The organism is Azospirillum sp. SYSU D00513 (genome assembly GCF_017356015.1).
Classification (GTDB): Bacteria; Pseudomonadota; Alphaproteobacteria; order Azospirillales; family Azospirillaceae; genus Azospirillum.
In genome coordinates, this window is sequence record NZ_JAFIQV010000007.1 from 16878 (window position 1) to 36002 (window position 19125).

Here is a 19125-nt window from a genome sequence, read left to right on the forward strand (position 1 = left end):
ACTGCGGCCCCGCGCCCCGTGGCGCGGAAGTCCTGACCACAGGTCAGGACTTCATGAAAATCGTATAAGGTGGTGGCAGCGGCATTCCTTACCGCCGCACCACCGTGCAGCTCTTCGTCAGCACCTCGGCGGCGCGGTCCAGGTCTTCGGCGCGGACCAGGATGTAGTCCGTGTCGTAGGTGCTCATCGCGAAGATGGGGATGCGTGCCTGGGCCAGTGGCACGGCGATGCGGGCTAGGATGCCGAAGAGGGAGAAGTCCAGCGGCCCTTCCACCTTGAAGGCGCGCCAGCCGCGTTCGGCCTTCACCTCGTCCGGGACACGCTCCTCGCGGCATAGGACGGACAGTTCCTCGCCGGTGCGGGTGGCGCTGACCAGCGGGTCGGTCCAATCGATCCAGGATGGCAGCCCTTGCGCCGGGTCCAGACGCGCGACGGCCAGACGGTCGGGCAGGACCGACAGGGTCAGGCCGGCCCGCTCCTGGACCATTGCCGTCTTCAGCGTCGCCTCGTCCACCTCGAAGGGCTTCAGGATGCGCCGGGCGCGGGCCGCCAGCGAGGGCACGCGGGAGCGCATGGCGCGGCCGAGCATGTCGGCCGAGGCCTCGCGCAGCTCCGGGTTCTTCTCCGCGAGGTCCACCATGGCCTGGAGGGCCGAGGACTGGACGATTCGGCTGCCCGGCGCCGCGAACCAGGCCTCCAGCAGCGCGGCGGCGCGGCGGCGCTGCTCCGGGTCGAGGGTCAGGCGCGGCAGGGTCTGTGCGAGGTGCCAGCGGACCTCCGCCTGCTCGATGGCCGCCGCCTCGGTCAGGAACTGCTCGACGAAGGGATCAAGCAGCCCGGCCCCGATGCGCGACAGACGGTCCAGCGCGTCGGCGGCGCGCATGCGCACGTCCGGGTTGGCGTCGAACAGGCAGCCGACGAGATCGGGCAGCCGGGCCGGATCGGCGGCGACGGCCTCGGCAACCGACGGCAGGTCGGCAAAGCTCCGCGGGTCGCCCAGCGCCAGCAGCGCGGCGAGGTCCCCTCCCCTTTTACGGGCCATGGCTCAGCGCCGCCCCGGCAGGTGCCGGCCGAAGCGCGAACCCGCCTTCAGCGGCGACGGGCGCGGCGGCGGGGGTGGAGGGGGCGGAGGCGGCGCCTCACCCTTCGGAATGGCGCCGCCCGTCGCCATCTGCGCCAGATCCTGCATCAGCCGGTTCACGCCGCGCACACGCTGCGGCGGCTCGTCCCAGCTGCGGCTGTAGACCAGCTTGTGGTCGGGACGCAGCTTCAACAATCCGAAGCCCTGGGCGATGTAGGTCAGCAGCTTCGCTGGCTCGGCGAAGGTGTTGCCGTGGAAGGTCAGCACGGCCCCCTTCGGCCCGGCATCCACCCGCTCCACCCCCGCCTGGCGGCAGAGCTGCTTGATGGTGACGACGTCCAACAGATTCTCGACCTCGTTCGGGAGCTTGCCGAAACGGTCGATCAGCTCGGCGGCGAAGCCGTCCACCTCGGCGCGGTCCACCAGCTCGGCGATGCGGCGGTAGAGGGAGAGGCGCACCGTCAGGTCGGGGACATACTCCTCCGGGATCAGCACCGGCGTGCCGAGGTTGATCTGCGGCGTCCAGTCCTGCGACACGCCGTCCGGCACCTTGCCGTCCATGCCGGCACGGGCGTTGGCGACGGCCTCCTCCAGCATGTGCTGGTACAGCTCGACGCCGACCTCCTTCACATGGCCGGACTGCTCCTCGCCCAGCAGGTTGCCCGCACCGCGGATGTCCATGTCGTGGCTGGCGAGCTGGAAACCGGCGCCGAGGCTGTCCAGGGTCTCGATCACGTGCAGCCGCTGCTGCGCCGTGCCCGACAGCGGCTTGTTCGGCGCGTAGGTGAGATAGGCGTAGCCGCGCAGCTTGGACCGGCCCACGCGCCCGCGGATCTGGTAGAGCTGCGCCAGGCCGAACATGTCGGCGCGGTGGACGATCAGCGTGTTGGCGCTGGGGATGTCGATGCCACTCTCGATGATGTTGGTCGCCAGCAGCACCTCGAACTTGCCTTCGTCGAAGGCGGTCATGACGTCTTCCAGCTCGGTCGCCGGCATCTGGCCGTGGGCGGTGATGACCTTCACCTCCGGCACCAGCTCGCGCACGCGCTCGGCCACCTTGGGCAGGTCCTCGACGCGCGGGCAGACGTAGAAGGTCTGGCCGCCGCGGTAATGCTCGCGCAGGATCGCCTCGCGCACCACCACCGGGTCGTAGGGCAGCACGAAGGTGCGCACGGCCAGACGGTCCACCGGCGGGGTGGCGATCAGCGACAGCTCACGCACGCCGGACAGCGCCATCTGCAGCGTGCGGGGAATGGGGGTGGCGGTCAGCGTCAGCACATGGACGTCGGCGCGCAGCTCCTTCAGCTTTTCCTTCTGCTTGACGCCGAAATGCTGCTCCTCGTCCACGATGACCATGCCGAGCCGCTTGAACTGCACGCCCTTGCCCAGCAGCGCGTGGGTGCCGATGACGATGTCGGCTGTGCCCTCCGTCAGCTCCTGCTTGACCTTGGTCTGCTCCTTCGCCGTCACCATGCGGGAGAGCTGCACGATGCGCAGCGGCAGCCCCTTGAAGCGCGTGGTGAAGGTCTTGAAATGCTGGCGCGCCAGCAGCGTCGTCGGCACCACGACCGCGACCTGCTGGCCGCTCATCGCCACCAGGAAGGCGGCGCGCAAGGCCACCTCGGTCTTGCCGAAGCCGACGTCGCCGCAGACCAGCCGGTCCATCGGCTTGCCGGAGCCGAGGTCGGTGAAGACCTCCTCGATCGCCTTCAGCTGGTCGTCCGTTTCCGGATAGGGGAAGCGGGCGGCGAATTCCTGATAGATGCCCTCGGGCGTGGTGATCGGCTCGGCCCTTTTCAGCTCGCGCTCGGCGGCGATCTTCAGAAGCGCCTCGGCCATGTCCTTCAGCCGCTTCTTGACGCGCGCCTTGCGCCCCTGCCAGCCGGCCCCGCCCAGCTTGTCGAGCTGAGCCGCAGCGTCCTCCGACCCGTAGCGGGTCAGCATCTCGATGTTCTCGACGGGGACGTAGAGCTTGTCTCCGCCCTCGTAGATCAGCCGCAGGCAGTCGTGCGGGGCGCCCGACACCTCCAGCGTCTCCAGCCCGTCGTAGCGGCCGATGCCGTGGTCCATGTGGACCACGAGGTCGCCGGTCGTCAGGGAGGTGTGCTCGGCGATGAAGTTGGCGGCCTTGCGCTTCTTCTTGGCCGGCCGCACCAGCCGGTCCCCCAGGATGTCCTGCTCGGTGATCACCGCCATGTCGGGGGAGGTGAAGCCATGCTCCAGCCCCAGCACCACCATGCCGGTGATCCCCCGGTCGAAGCGGCGCACCTCCTCGATGGTCTCGGCGGGCTCCAGCCCCTCGATGCCGTGGTCGGCCAGCACGGTCGCCAGCCGGTCGCGCGAGCCGGCGGAATATCCGGCCACCATCACGCGGCGCCCGTCGGCGCGTAGCGCCCGGATGTGATCGCGCACCGCCTCGAACACGTTGACGTCGGGGCGCGCGCGCTCCTCCGCGAAATCATGGCCGCGCCGCCCGCCGGCGTCCACCGTGCCCATGACGCCCGGCGGGGTCGCGAAGGGATGGAGCTGCGCCACGGCGCGCGCACCCATCAGCCGGTCCCAGGTTTCGGCATCCAGGAACATGGAGGAGACCGGCACCGGCTTGTAGACCGGCGCTCCCGCCCGCTTCTCGATGGTCATCATGCCTTCGCGCGAGGCGTGGAAGTCCACCACCTGGGCGATGCGCGAATCCCGCGACTCGGTCGCTTGGTGGTCGAGCGAGACGATGGCCCTGGGCGCATAGTCCAGCAGCGTTTCCATGCCCTCGTGGAAGAGCGGCAGCCAATGCTCCATGCCGCCATACTTGCGGCCGGCGCTGATCGCCTCGTAAAGCGGGTCGTCGTTGTTGGTGACCGCGCCGAACAGCTCCCGGTAGCCCGACCGGAAGCGCGCCACGCTCGCCTCGTCCAGGAAAACCTCGGACACCGGCTTCAGCGCGAAGCCGTCGCGCTTCTCGGTGGTGCGCTGGCTCATGGGGTCGAAGGCGCGCACGCCCTCCAGCTCGTCGCCGAACAGGTCGAGCCGCAGGGGCTCCTCCGTGCCCGGCGGGAACATATCGATGATGCCGCCGCGCACGGCGAACTCGCCCGGCTCGCGCACCGTCTGGGCGCGGGAGTAGCCGTTGTCGGTCAGATAGCGCTGGAGCTTTTCAACGTCGATCCGGTCGCGCAGCTTCGCCGTGAAGACGGCGTTGGCGAAGCTGGCGCGCGGCGGCACCTTCTGCACCACCGCGTTGACGGTGGTCAGGATGACGAAGGGCTTGCCCGGCGTCTTGGAGTCCGCCCGCTGCTTGCCGATCAGCGCGGTCAGCGCATCGACCCGGCGGGCCACGATGCCGCCGTTGGGCGACACGCGGTCGTAGGGCAGGCAGTCCCAGGCCGGGAACTGCACGACCTCCAGCGCCGGCGCGAAGAAGGACAGCGCCTCGGCGAGTTGGGCCGCGCGCGTGTCGTCCAGCGCCACGTGAAGGAGCCCCGCGGCACCCGCGCGCTCGGCGAGGTCGGCGATGACGCGGGCGTCGTGCCCCTGCGGCGCACCGCCGACGAGGAGCCGGGCGCTGCGGCCCGCTTGCAGATCGAACTTGACCAAGAGACCCTCAGGAACCCTGTCGGGGGGTGAAGCGGAACTGCGTCAACAGCCGCATGACGTCGGTGTCATGCTCGGCCGGCACGGGTTCGCGGCTGGTCATCCAGTTATAGAGATCGGGGTCGCTCAATTCCAGGAGCGCCTCGTAGCGGTCGAGCTGGGCGGCATCGAAGCCCGGCACATGCGCGTCGGCGAAGCTGCCCATCAGCAGGTCCATCTCCCGCATGCCGCGGTGCCACGAGCGGAAACGCAACTGCTTGCGCCGGTTCTCAAGGGATTCGCTGCTGTCCTGCGCCATGCTGTCCTGCGCCGCCATACTGTCCTGCGCCATCATCTCGACACCAAAAGCCCCGCGCCGGGACGGCGACGGGGGAGGAACAAAGAGCGGCCATCCTGCACATAAGGGCGGGGCCGCGCAACCACCCTGCCCGGCCCTTTCGGCACCGGAACACTCACCCCGAACAGCTTCCGCCGCCCAGCACGCAGAACTTCGCGCAATTGTGGTGGTTCAGCTTCACCGCACCCGCCGCGAACTGGCCGCCGTCGGCCTTCATGGACTCACCGAGGGTGGCGCCCATCTCGAAGCGCGCGTCATAGGGCAGCAGGGTGCAGGGCAGCACCGCCGGGCGGTCAGCCCCCTTGCGCTTCACCACCATGCGGCTGGACGCGCACATCATCGCGTCGGGGCTGAGCTTCAGGATGCCCCAGCAGGCGGTGGTGATCTCCGGCACCTCCACCGTCTCGTCCATCTCCGGGAAGAGCACGAGATCGTGGTGACTCCGGGCGTCCAGCGCCACGCCCAATTCCGCGAACAGCCGCGCGTAGCCGGCGCGCCCCTCCGCCTCCGCCTCACCCCAGCGCGTCCGCCCGGCGACCGACAGGGCGAAACCCTCCGCCGACAGCCAGGCCAGCCCCTCGGCCGCCTTGGCGAAGCTTCCCTCGCCGCGCTCGCGGTCGTGCAGCTCCGCCGTGAAATGGTCCAGACTGACGCGCAGCCGCAGCCGCTCCCCGTGCAGCGCCTTCAGCGCCAGCAGCGCTTCCTCCACGCGCGGGCGCTGCATCGGGCGCATGGCGTTGGTGAGGATCAGGACCGAGAAGCCGCGCTCCAGCGCCATGGCCGCCAGCACCGGCATGGAGCGGTTCAGGAAGGGCTCCCCGCCGGTGAAGCCGATCTCCGATGTGCCGAGCCCCATCGCCTCGATCTCGTCGAGGAAGGGCGCCATCTCCGCCGGTTCCAGATAGGCCAGCCGGTCGTTCCGGGGACTGGATTCGATGTAGCAGTTGGCGCAGGTGATGTTGCAGAGCGAGCCGGTGTTGAACCACAGCGTCTCCAGCCGGCGCAAGGCCACGCTGGCGCGCCGGTCGCCCTTGGCGGTCCAGTCGGGATCCAGGAATTTCAGGGTCGTCATTGCGGGCCTGGTCCTTCCGGGCTGTGTGAGGGTGCGGTCACGTCCTGGCAGCAAGATAGAGGACGGGCCGGCCGTCTTCCACCGCCGTCGGGCCGTCAAAACAAACCTAAGTACCGGTCTAAGCGAATGTCATAGGCGCGTGCCTCTGCCGGTGAATACTTCCTACGATCCAAATACTCCGAAGGCCGAATACCCGCACGGGGAAGGCTTTGCTAGGATGGCGCCGCTTGGGATGCCGGCGTTTGCCGGGGCAGGATGGAGACACCATTGCAGACACTTCATTCTGCTGCCGGAACAACCGTTGCCACGGCGCGCGCCGCCGGCTTCGCGCCGCTGATCGACGACAGCATTCTCGAACTGCTTCCGGCCGCCGTCTATGTCTGCGACCGCGACGGCATGATCCTGCGCTACAACCGGAAGGCCGTCGAGCTTTGGGGGCGTGCCCCGCGTGATGCCGAGTTCGTCGGGCGTTTCTACGCGTCGCACCGGATCTGCGGGCCGGACGGCCGCCCCCTGTCCCCCGGCGAGGTTCCGATGATGACGGCCCTGAGGGAAGGGAAGCCGGCGCGGAACCTGGAATTGCGGATGGAGCGGCCGGACGGGACCGCGCTCTGGGTCCTGGTCAACATCGACCCGATCCGCGACGGGACGGGTGCGGTGACCGGCGCCGTCAACTGCTTCCAGGACATCACGGCCCGCAAGATGGCCGAGGCGCAGGCGCGCGAAACGCAGGAGCTTCTGCGCGCCATCGTCGACACCACGCCGGAATGCGTGAAGATCGTGGCCCCGGACGGGGCGCTGCTCTACATGAACCCCGCCGGGCTGCGCATGATCGGGGCGGAGCGCGTCGATACGGTGATCGGCGCCTGCGCCTTCGACCTGATCGTCCCGGAACACCGGGACGCATGGAAGGAACGCCACGCGCGCGTCTGCGGTGGCGAGCGCATAAGCTGGGAATTCGACATCACGGCACTGGACGGCCAGCGGCACCACATGGAAACCCACGCGGTTCCCCTGCGCATGCCGAACCGGCGCGTCGCCCATCTGGCGGTCACGCGCGACGTGTCGGAGCGCCGGGATTATGAAAACCGGCTCCGCGACAGCGAGCGCGACTTGCGCGCGCTGCTGGAAGCGCTTCCCGCCGCCGTCTACACGACCGATCCGGACGGGCGCATCACCTTCTTCAACCAGGCCGCCATCCAGCTCTGGGGCGGCGTCCCCGACGCGGAGACGGCGCGCTGGTGCGGGTCGCACCGGCTGCTCACGGAGAATGGCGAGCCCCTGCCGCACGGCCGTTCGCCCATGGCGGAGGCCGTGGCGGAGAACCGCCCGCTCCGCAACCGGGAGGCCATGCTGGAACGGCCCGACGGCAGCCGCGTGCCCATCCTCGCCTACCCCACCCCCTTGCGGGACGGCGCCGGCCGCCTCTCCGGGGCGGTGAACATGCTGGTGGACATCTCCGAGCGCAAGCAGGCGGAAGAGCGCCAGCAGCTCATGATCAACGAGCTGAACCACCGCGTGAAGAACACGCTCGCCACGGTGCAGTCCATCGCCTACCAGACCTTCGGGGAGGAGACGGGCGAGTCCCGCCGCTGGTTCGAGGGGCGGCTGCTCGCCCTGTCCGAGGCGCACAACGTCCTGTCGCGCGAGAACTGGGAAGGGGCCGACCTGCGCGACATCGTCCGGCAGGCGGTCGCACCGATGCAGGATCAGACGGGCCAGCGTTTCCTGATCGAGGGGCCGGGCCTGCGCCTCACCCCGAAGATGGCCCTGTCGCTCGCGCTGGCGCTGCACGAGCTGTGCACGAACGCGGCGAAATACGGCGCCCTGACCAGGGCCGGAGGGCGGGTCACGATCCGCTGGACCGTCGATGAGGGCAAGCTCGCCCTGCGCTGGACCGAGGAGGGCGGCCCACCCGTCGAGCAACCCCGGCGGAAGGGCTTCGGCACCCGCCTCGTCACCCGCGGCCTCGCCCATGAGCTGCGCGCCAGCGTGCGGCTGGACTACCCGCCCACCGGGGCAACCTGCAGCATCGACGTGGAACTGCCCTGACGGCGGGAGCCGCTTAGCCGGCGGGCACCGGGCGCGGCGCCTCCCAGGGCGGCGGCGACAGCCTTGCGGCGATCCAGTCGGCGAAGGCGCGGGTCTTGCCGGCGGTGAAGCGGGCGGACGGGCGGACCAGATGGATGGCGGCCTCGCCGCTCGCCTCGCTGCCGACCGACCAGTCCTCCAGCAGCGGCACCAGCCGCCCGGCGGCCAGTTCCCGCCCAACCAGCCATTCCGAACAGAGGATGACGCCCTTGCCCGCCACGGCGGCGTGCACGAGGCATTCGACGTTGTCGGTCAGCAGGGGGCCGGACAGCCGCACCCGCGCACGCTCTCCCTCCCGCAGGAAGTGCCATTCCGAAGGCGAGTCGAACAGGGCGTAGAGCAGGCCGTCATGCGCCGCGAGATCGGCCGGCGCCAGCGGCGTGCCCCGTGCCGCGAGGTAGGACGGAGCAGCGCAGACCAGCCGCCGCTCCGCCCCCAGCTTGCGCGCCACAAGTGAGCTGTCGGCGAGGCGGCCGATGCGGATCGCGAGGTCGATCCCCTCGCCCACCAGATCGACGAAACGGTCGCTGAAGAAGGCCTCGATCCGCACACTTGGGAAGTCGGTGAGGAAGTCCGGCAGGATCGGCGCCACCCACAGCTGGCCGAAGGCTTCCGGCAGGGCCAGACGCAGCGTGCCACGGGGAGCGGCACCCGCGTCGGCGGCCTCCCGCTCGGCGTCGGCCAGCAGCGTTAGGGCCATCCGCGCCCGGTCGGCGAAACGGCGTCCGGCCTCCGTCGGCCCGACCCGCCGCGTCGTGCGCTCCAGCAGCCGGACGCCCAACCTCCGCTCCAGCGACGAAACCCGGCGCGACAGAACCGAGGCGTCGCGCCCAAGAACCCGCGCCGCCGGCGCGAAGCCGCCGGTGTCCAGAACCGCCAGGAAGGCGGCGACCTCCTCCAGGCCCTGATCGCTCAATTCGTGCATGGTTTGCAGGAATATCATGTGAAGGACCCGGATTAAAGGCCCAGCACTAAGGGGATAGCCTTGCGTTCATCGACCGACCCATCTCAAGGATCTTTCCCGATGCGCGCCTATCACCTCGAAGCCACCCGCCCCGATGCGGTCCGCCTGGACACCCTGCGCCTTGTCGATGCCCCGCCGCCGCGTCCCGCCGCCGGCGAGGTGCTCGTCCGCCTGCGGGCCGCGAGCCTCAACTATGTCGATCTGGCCGTGGCGACCGGCGCCTTCCCCGCGCCGCTGCCGCTCATCCCCGTCACCGACGGCGCCGGAGAGGTGCTGGAAACCGGCCCCGGCGTCACCGGGCTGAAGACCGGGGACCGCGTCATCCCGCATTTCCTGCCGGACTGGTCCGCCGATTCCCTGCCGCCGGTCACCGGCCGCCGGATGCGCGGCATCACCATGCCGGGTTCGCTCGCCGATCTCGTGGCCGTGCCCGCCGCCAGCCTCGTGCCGGTGCCCGAGCATCTGTCCTTCACCGAGGCGGCCACCCTGCCGATCGCGGCAACGACCGCCTGGCGGGCGGTGCGGACGGGTGCGGTCCGGCCGGGGAGCACGGTCCTGCTGCTCGGCACCGGCGGCGTCAGCCTGTTCGCCCTGCAGTTCGCCAAGGCGTCCGGCGCGCGGGTGATCATCACCTCCTCCTCCGACGCGAAGCTGGAGCGGGCGAAGGCGCTCGGCGCGGACGAAACCATCAATTACAGGGCCATCCCGGACTGGGACGCGCGGGTGCTGGAGCTGACCGGCGGGGCCGGCGCCGACCTCGTGGTGGAAACCGGCGGCGCCCAGACCTTCGCGCGCTCGCTCAACGCCGCCGCCATCGAGGGCACGGTCTTCACCGTCGGCTTCCTCAGCGGCGACGGGCTGCAGACGTCGCTCTTCCCGATCATTCTGAAGATGCTGAAGGTCGTGGGCAGCAACACCGGATCGGTGGCAGACCTGCGGGAGGCGGTCGGGGCGGTGGCGTCCGCAGGGCTCCGCCCGGTGATCGACCGCGTCCACGGGTTCGAGGACGCGGCCGGCGCCTACGCGACGCTGGCGCGCGGCGGCCACTTCGGCAAGATCGCCATATCGCTGGATGACGGGCGCTGACCCCGGTACGCCCCCGTTGTTGGGAAGCCGGGGGCGCTTTCTCAGAAGGAGGGCAGCTTCAGCGGCGTGCCGGTCGCCTCCGCGTGGAAGACGCGGACGGCGAAGGGGACCCACATGTCGTTGTCCCAGCCGGCGTAGCGCTGTTTCAGCAGCGGCGTGAGCCGGCGGTCCACCTCCTCCACCGGGGCGCCGGACGCGGCGAGCCTGCGGACCTCGCCCTGGACGTCCTCCAGATAAGCGCGGACGGCCCGCAGCACCTCCGGCCCGGCGACGGCGCCGTGGCCGGCGACAACCTGCTTCGGGTCCAGCGCCTCGATCCGCTTCAGCACCTCGATCCAGCGCTGCCCCTTGGCGTCCTCGTCCGGGAAGATCGGGAAAAAGCCGTTCTCGGCGAGGTCGCCGGTGAAGACGATGCGCTCGTCCGGCAGATGCACGATCTGGTCGCCGCGCGTGTGGGCGGCCATGTCGCTCAGCATCACCGTGCGCCCTCCGAGGTCGATCCGCCGCTCGCCCTCGTAGGTCTCGTCGGGCTCGACGATCTCCACGCCCTCCAGCGCCTTGGCGACGTCCGGGCCGAAGCCGCGGAACATGGCGAGGTAGGCCGGTCCCTTGGCCCTCAGCTCCTCGGCCTGGGGCCGGTTGTAGAGGATCCTCGCCTGCCCCTTGAAGACCTGCGCGCCGTAGCCGTGCTCCGGGTGGAAATGGGTGAGCGTCAGCATCAGCGGTCGCCCGGCGGCGATCCGGCGCGCCGTCTCCAGCACCCGCCGGCCGTTCTCCACCCCGATGCCCGTGTCCACGACCAGCACCGCGTCCCGCCCGGCGACGATGCCGATGTTGGGGACGAGGTTGATCCGGGGATCGGGGATGACGGTCACGCCGGGCGCGATCTCCGCAGCCCGTTCCGTCTGGATGAGGGGCGCGCGGTTCAGCAGTGCCGGGTCGGTCCGGCGCTGCTCGTCCTTCATGGCCTGGGCGGCGGCGGCCGGCACCCGCCAGGGGAGGATCGGCAGGGCGGCGAGCGCGGCGGCACCCATCAGCATCCGGCGGCGCGTGGTCATGGGAAGGCGTCCTCCTGAACCCTTGGTATGGCGGTAGCCTGTACGGCCGTGGGGTCAGAAGCTGTGGAGCGCCCGTGGTACCCACAAGCCGGCGCACGGTCATATAGAACGCCAGGGCTATGGCGGAGCGCCGAGGGCCTAGAACGGCCCGGCTCCGGCTTGTCCGGCGCGGGGCACTCCTGTTAGATAGCCGTCCCGACCCAAACCTCCGCAGGACCGCCCGTGACCGACGCGCCTCACGACATCGCCGCCGCCGAACTGCTGACCGTCCGCGATTTCATCCGCTACGGGGTGAGCCGCTTCAACGCGGCCGGCCTGTCCTATGGGCACGGCACGACCACGGCCTTCGACGAAGCGGTCTTCCTGGTGCTGGAAACGCTGCACCTGCCCATCGACCAGCTCGAACCCTATCTCGACGCGCGGCTGACCACGGCGGAGCGGCGCGGCGTGGCGGAGATCCTGGAAAAGCGCGTGACCACGCGCAAGCCGGCCTCCTATCTGACGAACAAGGCCTACATCCAGGGCTTCCCCTTCTACGTGGACGAGCGCGTGATCGTGCCGCGCTCCTACATCGGGGAATTGCTCTTTTCCGATTATTTCGGTGGCGAGGAGTTCGCGATCGTGGAGGATCCGCCCTCGGTCGAGCGGGTGCTGGATCTCTGCACCGGTTCGGGCTGCCTCGCCATCCTGGCCGCCCAGGTCTTCCCGGAGGCGCAGATCGACGCGGTGGACCTGTCGCCCGATGCTCTCGAGGTGGCGAAGCGCAATGTCGCCGACCACGGGCTGGAGGACCGCATCACCCTGTTCCAAGGCGACCTGTTCGCCCCGCTGAAGGGCCGCAAGTACGACGTGATCCTGACCAACCCGCCCTATGTGGACGCCGAGGCGATGAACGCCCTGCCCGCCGAATACCAGCAGGAGCCGGCGATGGCGCTCGCCGCCGGGGAGGACGGGATGGACATCGTCCGCCGCATCCTGAAGGAGGCTTCCAAGCACCTGACGGACGAAGGCGGCATCCTGTGCGAGTTCGGAACGGGCCGGGAAATCCTGGAAGAGGATTATTCCAAGCTCGACTTCCTGTGGCTGCAGACGGCCAACAGCTTCGGCGAGGTGTTCTGGCTGACGCGCGACCAACTCAAGGCCGCGAAGCTTTAACCCGGCTCAGCTTCCGGAACGGACCTCCTCGACCAGAGCCTCCAGCCGGGCGAGGTCGAGGACGGCCAGCGCGCCGGGACGGCGTTCCACAAGCCCGTCGCGGGACAGCTCGCCCAGCACGCGGGCTACCGTTTCGCGGGTGGTGCCGACACGGCTCGCGATGTCCGCGTGGGTGGGGATCGGGGCGATCACCGCCGCCGGCCCCTCCCGCCGGGCACGGCGCGCCAGCCGCAGCAGTTCGGCATGGACCCGGTTGTTGGCCCCCAGCGTGCTCATCTCGACGATGCGGTCCGTGGTGATCCGCGCGATCCGGCACAGGCGGCGCATGACCGTGACCGCGAGGTCCGGATGGCCCGCCACCAACTCCAGGAATGGCTTGGGCGCCAGGAAGGCGGCCACCGTCCCCTCGGTCAGCGCCACGACGGACGCCGAGCGCGGCTGCCCGTCGATGGCCGACATCTCGCCCAGGAAACCGCCCGCCTCGATATCGTCGAAACTGATCTCCCGGCCGGAGGCGGAATGGGTGACCACCCGGACCCGTCCCGCCACGATGAAGCAGACCTCTGCGGTGTCGCCCTGGTGGTCGATGATCTGCTCGCCCGCGCGGAAACGCCGCCAGCGGCAGCGGCGGGCCAGCGCCGCCCGCTCCGAGGCCGACAGCGGCGCCAGCAGGGCAATTCCGTCCAGTGCCCCGTCTTGCGCAAACGCCGCGGCCGAGCCATCGGGCATGGAGAGACCCACCACCTGTCGAAAGTGGTAGATGCTAGCTTTTTCTGCGCAAAAGTGGAAGGCGGCCACTCTGTGGGACAGCGCTAACCTCCCGTTAACCGTAAAAAGCGGAAAAGGAGCCCTCACACGGAAGAGGGGACCCGCAGATGGCCATTCACATTCCCAACGCCCAGCGCGTCGATGCTCAGCGCCTGCTGTCGGTGGTTGCCATCCCCTTCGCGGCGGCGGTCGCCATGGCGACGGCGGTGGCCGCGACGGGCGGCGTCTCCGACCCGGTCGCGGAGGCCGGCGGCGCCCTGCCCTTCATGCTGGAATTCGTGAAGTTCTGCTATTTGGCGGTCGGCATGGCCCACCTGTCCGGCGCCATCGCGGAGCGCACCAACGGTGGCCTGGCCGCCGGCCTGTGGCTGGACGAGCTGGACGAGCCGGAGCCCGTCAGCAAGGAAGAGTTCTGGCGCGCCTTCCCCAACCATGTGGATGGGGCGGCCATCGCCACCGGCGTCACGCTGCTCTGTTTCCTGCTGGGCTGACACGGTCCGTTCCGGGGCGGCCGCTCAGCGCCGCCTCCTCCACCCGGATGCGGTGGAGCGTCAGCGGGATGTTCAGGATGGAAAAGGCCAGCGCCACCCAGACCTCCCCGAAGACCAGCGGCAGCACCGCGAGTTCGCCTGCGACCACCAGGTAATTGGGGTGCCGCACCCAGCGGAAGGGACCGCCGCGCACCAGCGGCGCCCCCGGCAGGGTGATGACCCGCGTGGTCCAAAATCGCCCGAGCGTCGCGATCACCCAGAGCCGGCCCGCCTGCAGCATCACGAAAAGCCCGAGCAGCCAGCCGTTGACGGCGGCATCGGCCGGCGTCGCCACGAAGAGCGTCGCGAGCCAGGCCGCGTGCAGCAGCACGAAAAACGGGTAATGCGCCGCCCCGGCCTCCCGCGCCCCCTCGGCCATGAGCCGGGCCGTGTTCCGCCGGGCCAACACAAGTTCCCCCAGCCTCTGCGCCGCCACCAGCAGCAGGATGATCTGCGGCCATCCCATGCTCACGGCTCCGCTCTCATGATCCGCACTCCAAATCCGTGGCTTTCGGGCTCATAGATCGACCAGCGCCAGGCCGGCGGTGAAGCCCGGACCGAGCGCCAGCATGAGCTGCCGCCCCTTGGCCCCGGCCAGCATCCGCCGCTCCAGCACGAACAGGACGCTGGCGGCGGACATGTTGCCGCAGTCGCGCAGCACGGCCCAGGCATCCTCCATTCCCTCCGACACCGGTGCCAGCACGTCCGTCAGCGCGTGCAGCACCTTGGCGCCGCCGGTGTGACAGACCAGCCCGGCCAGCTCCGCGCGGGCCATGCCCTCCCGCCGCAGGAAATCATCCAGCACCTGGGCGAGCCGGGTGCGGATCAGCTCGGGAATGTCCTGGCTGAAGACGACGCCGAATCCCGCGTCCTCGATCCGCCAGCCCATGACGTCGCGCGTGCCGGGCCAGGTGTGTTCGGCCCCGGCGCCCAACGTCGGGCCGCCCTCTCCGTCCAGCCGCAGCAGCGCCGCCGCCGCGCCATCCGCGAACAGTGCGCTCGCCACCACGTTGGTGGGCGTCGCCTCCTCCGGCCGATGGGCGAGCGTGCAGAGTTCCACCACGAGGAAGAGCACCGTCCGGCCGGGCATGGCCCGCGCCATCATGCCGGCGCGCAACAGGCCGAGCACCCCGCCGGCGCAGCCCAACCCGAACACCGGAAGCCGCACCACGTCGGGGCGGAAGCCCATGCGGTCGATCAGCAGCGCCTCCAGGCTCGGCGTCGCGATGCCGGTGGTGGTCACGCAGACGATGGCGTCCACCTCGCCCGGCGCCACGCCCGCGCGGTCGAGCGCCTCCCCCGCCGCTTCCTCCAGCAGCGCCAGCGCGGCGTCATTGAAGACGGCGGCGCGCTCCGCCCAGCCGCGTGGCTCCCGGTACCAGTCGATGGGGCGCACGGCGCGGCGCGTTTCGATGCCCGTGTTCGCGAAGACGGGCGCCAGCCGGTCGAAGTCGCGCATCCGCGGCCCGAAGACCGCGCGCGCGGCGGCGAGCGTCGCCTCCTGGTCGAGCCGGTGGGGTGGCAGCGCCGTCGCGACCGACAGCAATCTCGGGTCCGTCCTCATTCCTTCCAATGTGAGGGCTGCGCGCGGCCAGTCCACCGGACGTTGGTGATCGGCCGAACAGCCTAGCTTGGGCCGGCACCGCGCAAGCCGGTTGAGCCGGCGGCCCCGCCGTATCACAATGGGTGCACTTGCCCGCTGATGGGCTCGGCTTTTTCCAGGGTGGCGCGGTGGACGGTAGCGAACAAGGTAGCGACGCGCCGCGGACGGCCCGGCGCAAGGGTGTCGGGCTGATGGCGCGGCTGCGCGCCTATTTCCTGGCCGGCGTGCTGGTGACCGCCCCCATCGCCGTGACGGTCTATCTGGCCTGGTGGTTCATCTCGCTGATCGACGGCACCATCCGTCCGCTGATTCCCGCGGCCTACAACCCGGAAAACTACCTGCCGATCTCGCTGCCCGGCATCGGGGTGCTGACCGTCATCCTGGCCCTGACGCTGATCGGCGCCTTCGCCGCCGGCTACGTCGGGCGGCTGGTCTTCAGCCTCGGCGAAGGGCTGGTCGGGCGGATGCCGGTGGTCCGCAGCGTCTACGGTGCCGTGAAGCAGATCATGGAAACGGTGCTGGCCAAGAAGTCCAACGCCTTCCGCGAGGTGGTGATGATCCAGTACCCGCGGCTCGGCGTCTGGTCGATGGGCTTCATCACCGGCAACGCCCACCCGGAGATGCAGAAGGTCTCGGCGGAGGAGATGGTCCATGTCTTCATCCCCTGCGCGCCGCCGACCGCCGGCTATCTCGTCATAGCCCCCCGGCGGGAGGTCGTGACGCTCGACATGACGGTGGAGGACGGGCTGAAGCTCGTGGTGTCCGGCGGCATCGTGGCGCCGCCGGCCACGGCGACCGTGGTTCAGCCCGACCGCAGCGTCTTCGCGGCGGCGTCCCGCTCGAACAAGTAGAGCAGCGTGCGCAGGGCTTGGCCGCGCGGGGTGGCGAGGTCGGGGTCGCGGTTGACGATCAGGCTGGCGTCGTCGCGCGCGGCGGCGAGCAGTTCGCCATGCACGGCAAGGTCGGCGAGGCGGAATTCCGGCAGGCCGGACTGGCGCGTGCCCAGCACCTCGCCCGCCCCGCGCAGCCGCAGGTCCTCCTCCGCGATGACGAAGCCGTCCTCCGTGTCGCGCATGGTCTTCAGCCGCGCCCGCGCCGTCTCGGTCAGCTGCGGATCGTAGAGCAGCAGGCACGACGACGGCTTGTCCCCGCGCCCGACCCGGCCGCGCAGTTGGTGGAGCTGGGCGAGGCCGAAGCGCTCGGCCTGCTCGATCACCATCACCGTCGCCTCCGGCACGTTCACGCCGACCTCGATCACCGTGGTGGCGACCAGCACGTCCAGTCTTCCTTCCGCGAAGGCCGCCATGACGGCGTCCTTGTCGGGGCCGCGCATCTTGCCGTGCACCAGCCCGATGCGCTCGCCGAAGGTCGCCTTCAGGAAGGCATGCCGCTCCGTCACGGCGGCGAGGTCGATCTGCTCGGACTCCTCGACCAGCGGGCAGACCCAATAGACGCGCTCACCCTCCTGCACCTTGCGGTGGATGCCGGTGACGACCTCCTCCAGCCGGTCGAGCGCGATGGTCACGGTGCGGATCGGCTTGCGCCCCGGCGGCTTCTCGGTCAGGCGCGACACGTCCATGTCGCCATAGGCGGTCAGGGTGAGCGTGCGGGGAATGGGTGTCGCCGTCATCACCAGCACGTCCACAGCCCGGCCCTTGGCGGAGAGCTGAAGCCGCTGGTGCACGCCGAAGCGGTGCTGCTCGTCGATGACGGCGAGCGCCAGGTCCTTGAAGGTCACGTCCTCCTGGAACAGGGCGTGGGTGCCGACCAGCAGGTGCAGCTCGCCGGACGCCAGCCGGTCCAGCACCGCCTGCCGCGCACGACCCTTGTCGCGCCCCGTCAGCAACGCGATGTTGACGCCCGCCGCCTTGCAGAGCGGGGCGAGGCTTTCCGCGTGCTGGCGGGCCAGGATCTCCGTCGGCGCCATCAGCGCCGCCTGGCAGCCCGCCTCCACCGCGTTCAGCATGGCGAGCAGCGCCACCACCGTCTTGCCGCTGCCGACGTCGCCCTGGAGGAGGCGCAGCATGCGCCGGTCCGCCGCCATGTCGGCGTAGATCTCCTCCAGCGAGGCAGCCTGGGAGCTGGTCAGGGCGAAGGGCAGCGCGTCCAGCACCTTGCGGCGCAGGCCGCCGTGCCCGACGATGGAGCGGCCGGCCAGCTTGCGCTGGTTCAGCCGCACGAGCGCCAGCGCCAGCTGGTTCGACAGCAGCTCGTCGAAGGCGAGCCGCGAGCGCCAGGGCGACAGGGCGGACAGCTCCGCCTCATCCTGGGGCGTGTGGGCGCGGCGGATCGATTCGTGCCAGGTCGGCCAGTCCTTGCGGGCGAGCCAAGCGGGGTCCTGCCATTCCGCCAGTTCCGGCACGTCGTCCAGCGCCTTGCGCACCGCCTTGCGCAGGGTCTTGGCCGGCAGCCCGGCGGTCATGGGATAGACGGGCTCCACCGTCTCGATCTCGTCCCGGTCCTCCACCGCGACGACCGCGTCGGGGTGCGGCATGCGCAGTGTGTCGTGGAACCACTCGACCTTGCCGGACACCACCATGGTCTTGCCGACCGGCATCTGCTTGGCGAGGTAGTCGCCCTTCACATGGAAATAGACCAGTTCCAGCACGCCGGTCGCGTCGGTGCAGCGCACCTTATAGGGGTGGCGCGGGTTGACCGGCGGGGCGTGCGAGTCGATGCGGACCGTCAGCGTCGCGACGCGCCCGTCCGGCGCCTCCGCGATCTTCGGCGAGAAACGCCGGTCGATGACGCCGGACGGCAGATGCCAAAGCAGGTCCACCACGCAGGGACCCGCGAGCTTCTCGGCCAACTTGCCGAGCCGGGGCCCGAGGCCCGGAAGCGCGGTCACCGGCTTGTACAGGGGGAAGAGGATGGCTGGGCGCAACGGGGCGTCTCGGTTACGGCGGAGTGAAATCCTATAAGCCGATTCAAAGCCGTTCGACAGCCCTTCCGTCAAGAGCGCAACCACGGCCGTGACGGAAGCAATGACAAGGACATGAGGGGATGCAGGAGGACCGGCTGGAAAAGGCGGGGGGAAACCAGCCGGTCCGTCGCCCTGCATCCCTTCACGATGGCGGCACGGCCGGGGGGGAAGGGCCGCACCGCGAAGGTGCCGGCGGCGGGGGGAGGGCCGCCGGCCTTGCAACAGCGTCCATCAGCGAAATCGGCGCCGTCACGAGAAGGACGGTAGCGCCACCCGCCTGTCCGTTTCGTGTCGGGATGATGAAATTCCGTTCATGAAGTCATGGGCGGGAGGGGATTGCACACGCTGGCCCGCCAAGGCGTCGCGTCCAGCGACAAATGCGCGCGCATTCATGGCGCAAACGCAATCCTCCCTTACTGGCCGGGCATTGCGGCTTCCGTTGATTCCGCGCACGCGAAGGAGCAAATATTCGTCCAAGAGATCAGGAAGACCAGAAAGACAAGACCATGTCCTACTCCTCCATGGACCAAACGTTCGTCACGCTGAAGGCCAGCAACCAGAACAAACCGTCACTGATTGCTCGCCTCCTCAACTATCTGCGCGAGCGGATCGAGCTGAGCCACGCGAAGGACGAACTCTACGGCATGACCGACCGCGAACTGGCGGACATCGGCATCAGCCGCGGCGACATCCCCAGGCTGGCGAACCGGAATCTCCGGTCCAGCGACGCGGCCTGACACGCCGCCGGCACCCCCGCCCGCCTTGATTGAGCGGGCATTGTGCAGGCGCGCGGCGGGTGTATAAGGTTGGCCGGAAACGCCGCCCTTTTCCCGACCCGCGCGCCGCCTTCGAAAGGAATCGCGGCGCCGGCG

16 protein-coding genes are annotated in these 19125 nt (G+C 69.9%); 6 read left to right on the top strand and 10 right to left on the bottom strand.

Annotated elements, in window-relative coordinates; all coding sequences use genetic code 11:
* Positions 1 to 88: 88 nt before the first annotated feature.
* From JUB11_RS07105 to JUB11_RS07120, 4 genes are all read right to left on the bottom strand, one after another.
* Positions 89 to 1042, bottom strand: a complete 954-nt coding sequence (locus JUB11_RS07105; RefSeq protein WP_207457747.1) for an ACT domain-containing protein — start codon at positions 1040 to 1042, stop codon at positions 89 to 91.
* A 3-nt stretch (positions 1043 to 1045) separates the two neighbouring features.
* Complete coding sequence (gene mfd / locus JUB11_RS07110) at positions 1046 to 4669, bottom strand: transcription-repair coupling factor (protein ID WP_207457749.1); 3624 nt, start codon at positions 4667 to 4669, stop codon at positions 1046 to 1048.
* A gap of 7 nt (positions 4670 to 4676) precedes the next feature.
* Entirely contained in the window at positions 4677 to 5000 is a 324-nt protein-coding gene (locus JUB11_RS07115) for a succinate dehydrogenase assembly factor 2 (protein ID WP_247886904.1), read from the bottom strand.
* 118 nt (positions 5001 to 5118) lie between these two features.
* Complete coding sequence (locus tag JUB11_RS07120; protein WP_207457751.1) at positions 5119 to 6075, bottom strand: radical SAM protein; 957 nt, start codon at positions 6073 to 6075, stop codon at positions 5119 to 5121.
* Between the two features lie 267 nt (positions 6076 to 6342).
* Between JUB11_RS07120 and JUB11_RS07125 the strand changes: the two genes are divergently transcribed.
* Positions 6343 to 8127 carry a PAS domain S-box protein gene (locus JUB11_RS07125; protein WP_207457754.1) on the top strand — a complete coding sequence of 595 codons (1785 nt, stop codon included), beginning with the start codon at positions 6343 to 6345 and terminating at the stop codon, positions 8125 to 8127.
* 13 nt (positions 8128 to 8140) lie between these two features.
* Here JUB11_RS07125 and JUB11_RS07130 read toward each other — a convergent pair whose 3' ends face one another.
* A complete protein-coding gene (locus tag JUB11_RS07130; protein ID WP_207457756.1) occupies positions 8141 to 9109 on the bottom strand; it encodes a LysR family transcriptional regulator in 969 nt (322 codons plus the stop codon).
* Positions 9110 to 9190: 81 nt separating this feature from the next.
* Between JUB11_RS07130 and JUB11_RS07135 the strand changes: the two genes are divergently transcribed.
* Positions 9191 to 10216: an NAD(P)-dependent alcohol dehydrogenase gene (locus JUB11_RS07135; RefSeq protein WP_207457758.1), complete on the top strand. Its 1026-nt coding sequence runs from the start codon at positions 9191 to 9193 to the stop codon at positions 10214 to 10216.
* A gap of 41 nt (positions 10217 to 10257) precedes the next feature.
* Here the strand turns inward: JUB11_RS07135 and JUB11_RS07140 are convergent, their stop codons facing one another.
* Positions 10258 to 11274: an MBL fold metallo-hydrolase gene (locus tag JUB11_RS07140; protein ID WP_207457760.1), complete on the bottom strand. Its 1017-nt coding sequence runs from the start codon at positions 11272 to 11274 to the stop codon at positions 10258 to 10260.
* Positions 11275 to 11496: 222 nt separating this feature from the next.
* Between JUB11_RS07140 and prmB the strand changes: the two genes are divergently transcribed.
* Positions 11497 to 12429: a 50S ribosomal protein L3 N(5)-glutamine methyltransferase gene (prmB, locus tag JUB11_RS07145; protein ID WP_207457762.1), complete on the top strand. Its 933-nt coding sequence runs from the start codon at positions 11497 to 11499 to the stop codon at positions 12427 to 12429.
* A gap of 6 nt (positions 12430 to 12435) precedes the next feature.
* Here prmB and JUB11_RS07150 read toward each other — a convergent pair whose 3' ends face one another.
* Entirely contained in the window at positions 12436 to 13158 is a 723-nt protein-coding gene (locus JUB11_RS07150) for a Crp/Fnr family transcriptional regulator (RefSeq protein WP_207457764.1), read from the bottom strand.
* A 146-nt stretch (positions 13159 to 13304) separates the two neighbouring features.
* On the opposite strand from JUB11_RS07150, the gene JUB11_RS07155 reads away from it, so the two are divergent.
* Positions 13305 to 13688 (top strand): hypothetical protein, encoded by a 384-nt coding sequence (locus JUB11_RS07155; RefSeq protein ID WP_207457766.1) that lies wholly within the window; start codon positions 13305 to 13307, stop codon positions 13686 to 13688.
* On the opposite strand, the gene JUB11_RS07160 is transcribed toward JUB11_RS07155, so the two are convergent.
* Together JUB11_RS07160 and JUB11_RS07165 are read right to left on the bottom strand one after the other, a co-directional pair.
* Complete coding sequence (locus JUB11_RS07160) at positions 13660 to 14193, bottom strand: isoprenylcysteine carboxylmethyltransferase family protein (protein ID WP_207457983.1); 534 nt, start codon at positions 14191 to 14193, stop codon at positions 13660 to 13662. The two genes, JUB11_RS07155 and JUB11_RS07160, sit on opposite strands and share 29 nt — an antisense overlap.
* 51 nt (positions 14194 to 14244) lie before the next feature.
* Positions 14245 to 15273, bottom strand: coding sequence for a 3-oxoacyl-[acyl-carrier-protein] synthase III C-terminal domain-containing protein (locus tag JUB11_RS07165; RefSeq protein WP_247886905.1), 1029 nt, complete (start codon positions 15271 to 15273; stop codon positions 14245 to 14247).
* Between the two features lie 185 nt (positions 15274 to 15458).
* On the opposite strand from JUB11_RS07165, the gene JUB11_RS07170 reads away from it, so the two are divergent.
* A complete protein-coding gene (locus JUB11_RS07170; RefSeq protein ID WP_348771378.1) occupies positions 15459 to 16181 on the top strand; it encodes a DUF502 domain-containing protein in 723 nt (240 codons plus the stop codon).
* Here the strand turns inward: JUB11_RS07170 and recG are convergent.
* Complete coding sequence (gene recG, locus JUB11_RS07175; protein ID WP_207457770.1) at positions 16133 to 18214, bottom strand: ATP-dependent DNA helicase RecG; 2082 nt, start codon at positions 18212 to 18214, stop codon at positions 16133 to 16135. The genes JUB11_RS07170 and recG overlap by 49 nt on opposite strands.
* A 545-nt stretch (positions 18215 to 18759) precedes the next feature.
* Here recG and JUB11_RS07180 point away from each other — a divergent pair.
* Entirely contained in the window at positions 18760 to 18990 is a 231-nt protein-coding gene (locus tag JUB11_RS07180) for a DUF1127 domain-containing protein (protein ID WP_207457772.1), read from the top strand.
* The last annotated feature ends 135 nt before the right edge of the window (positions 18991 to 19125 follow it).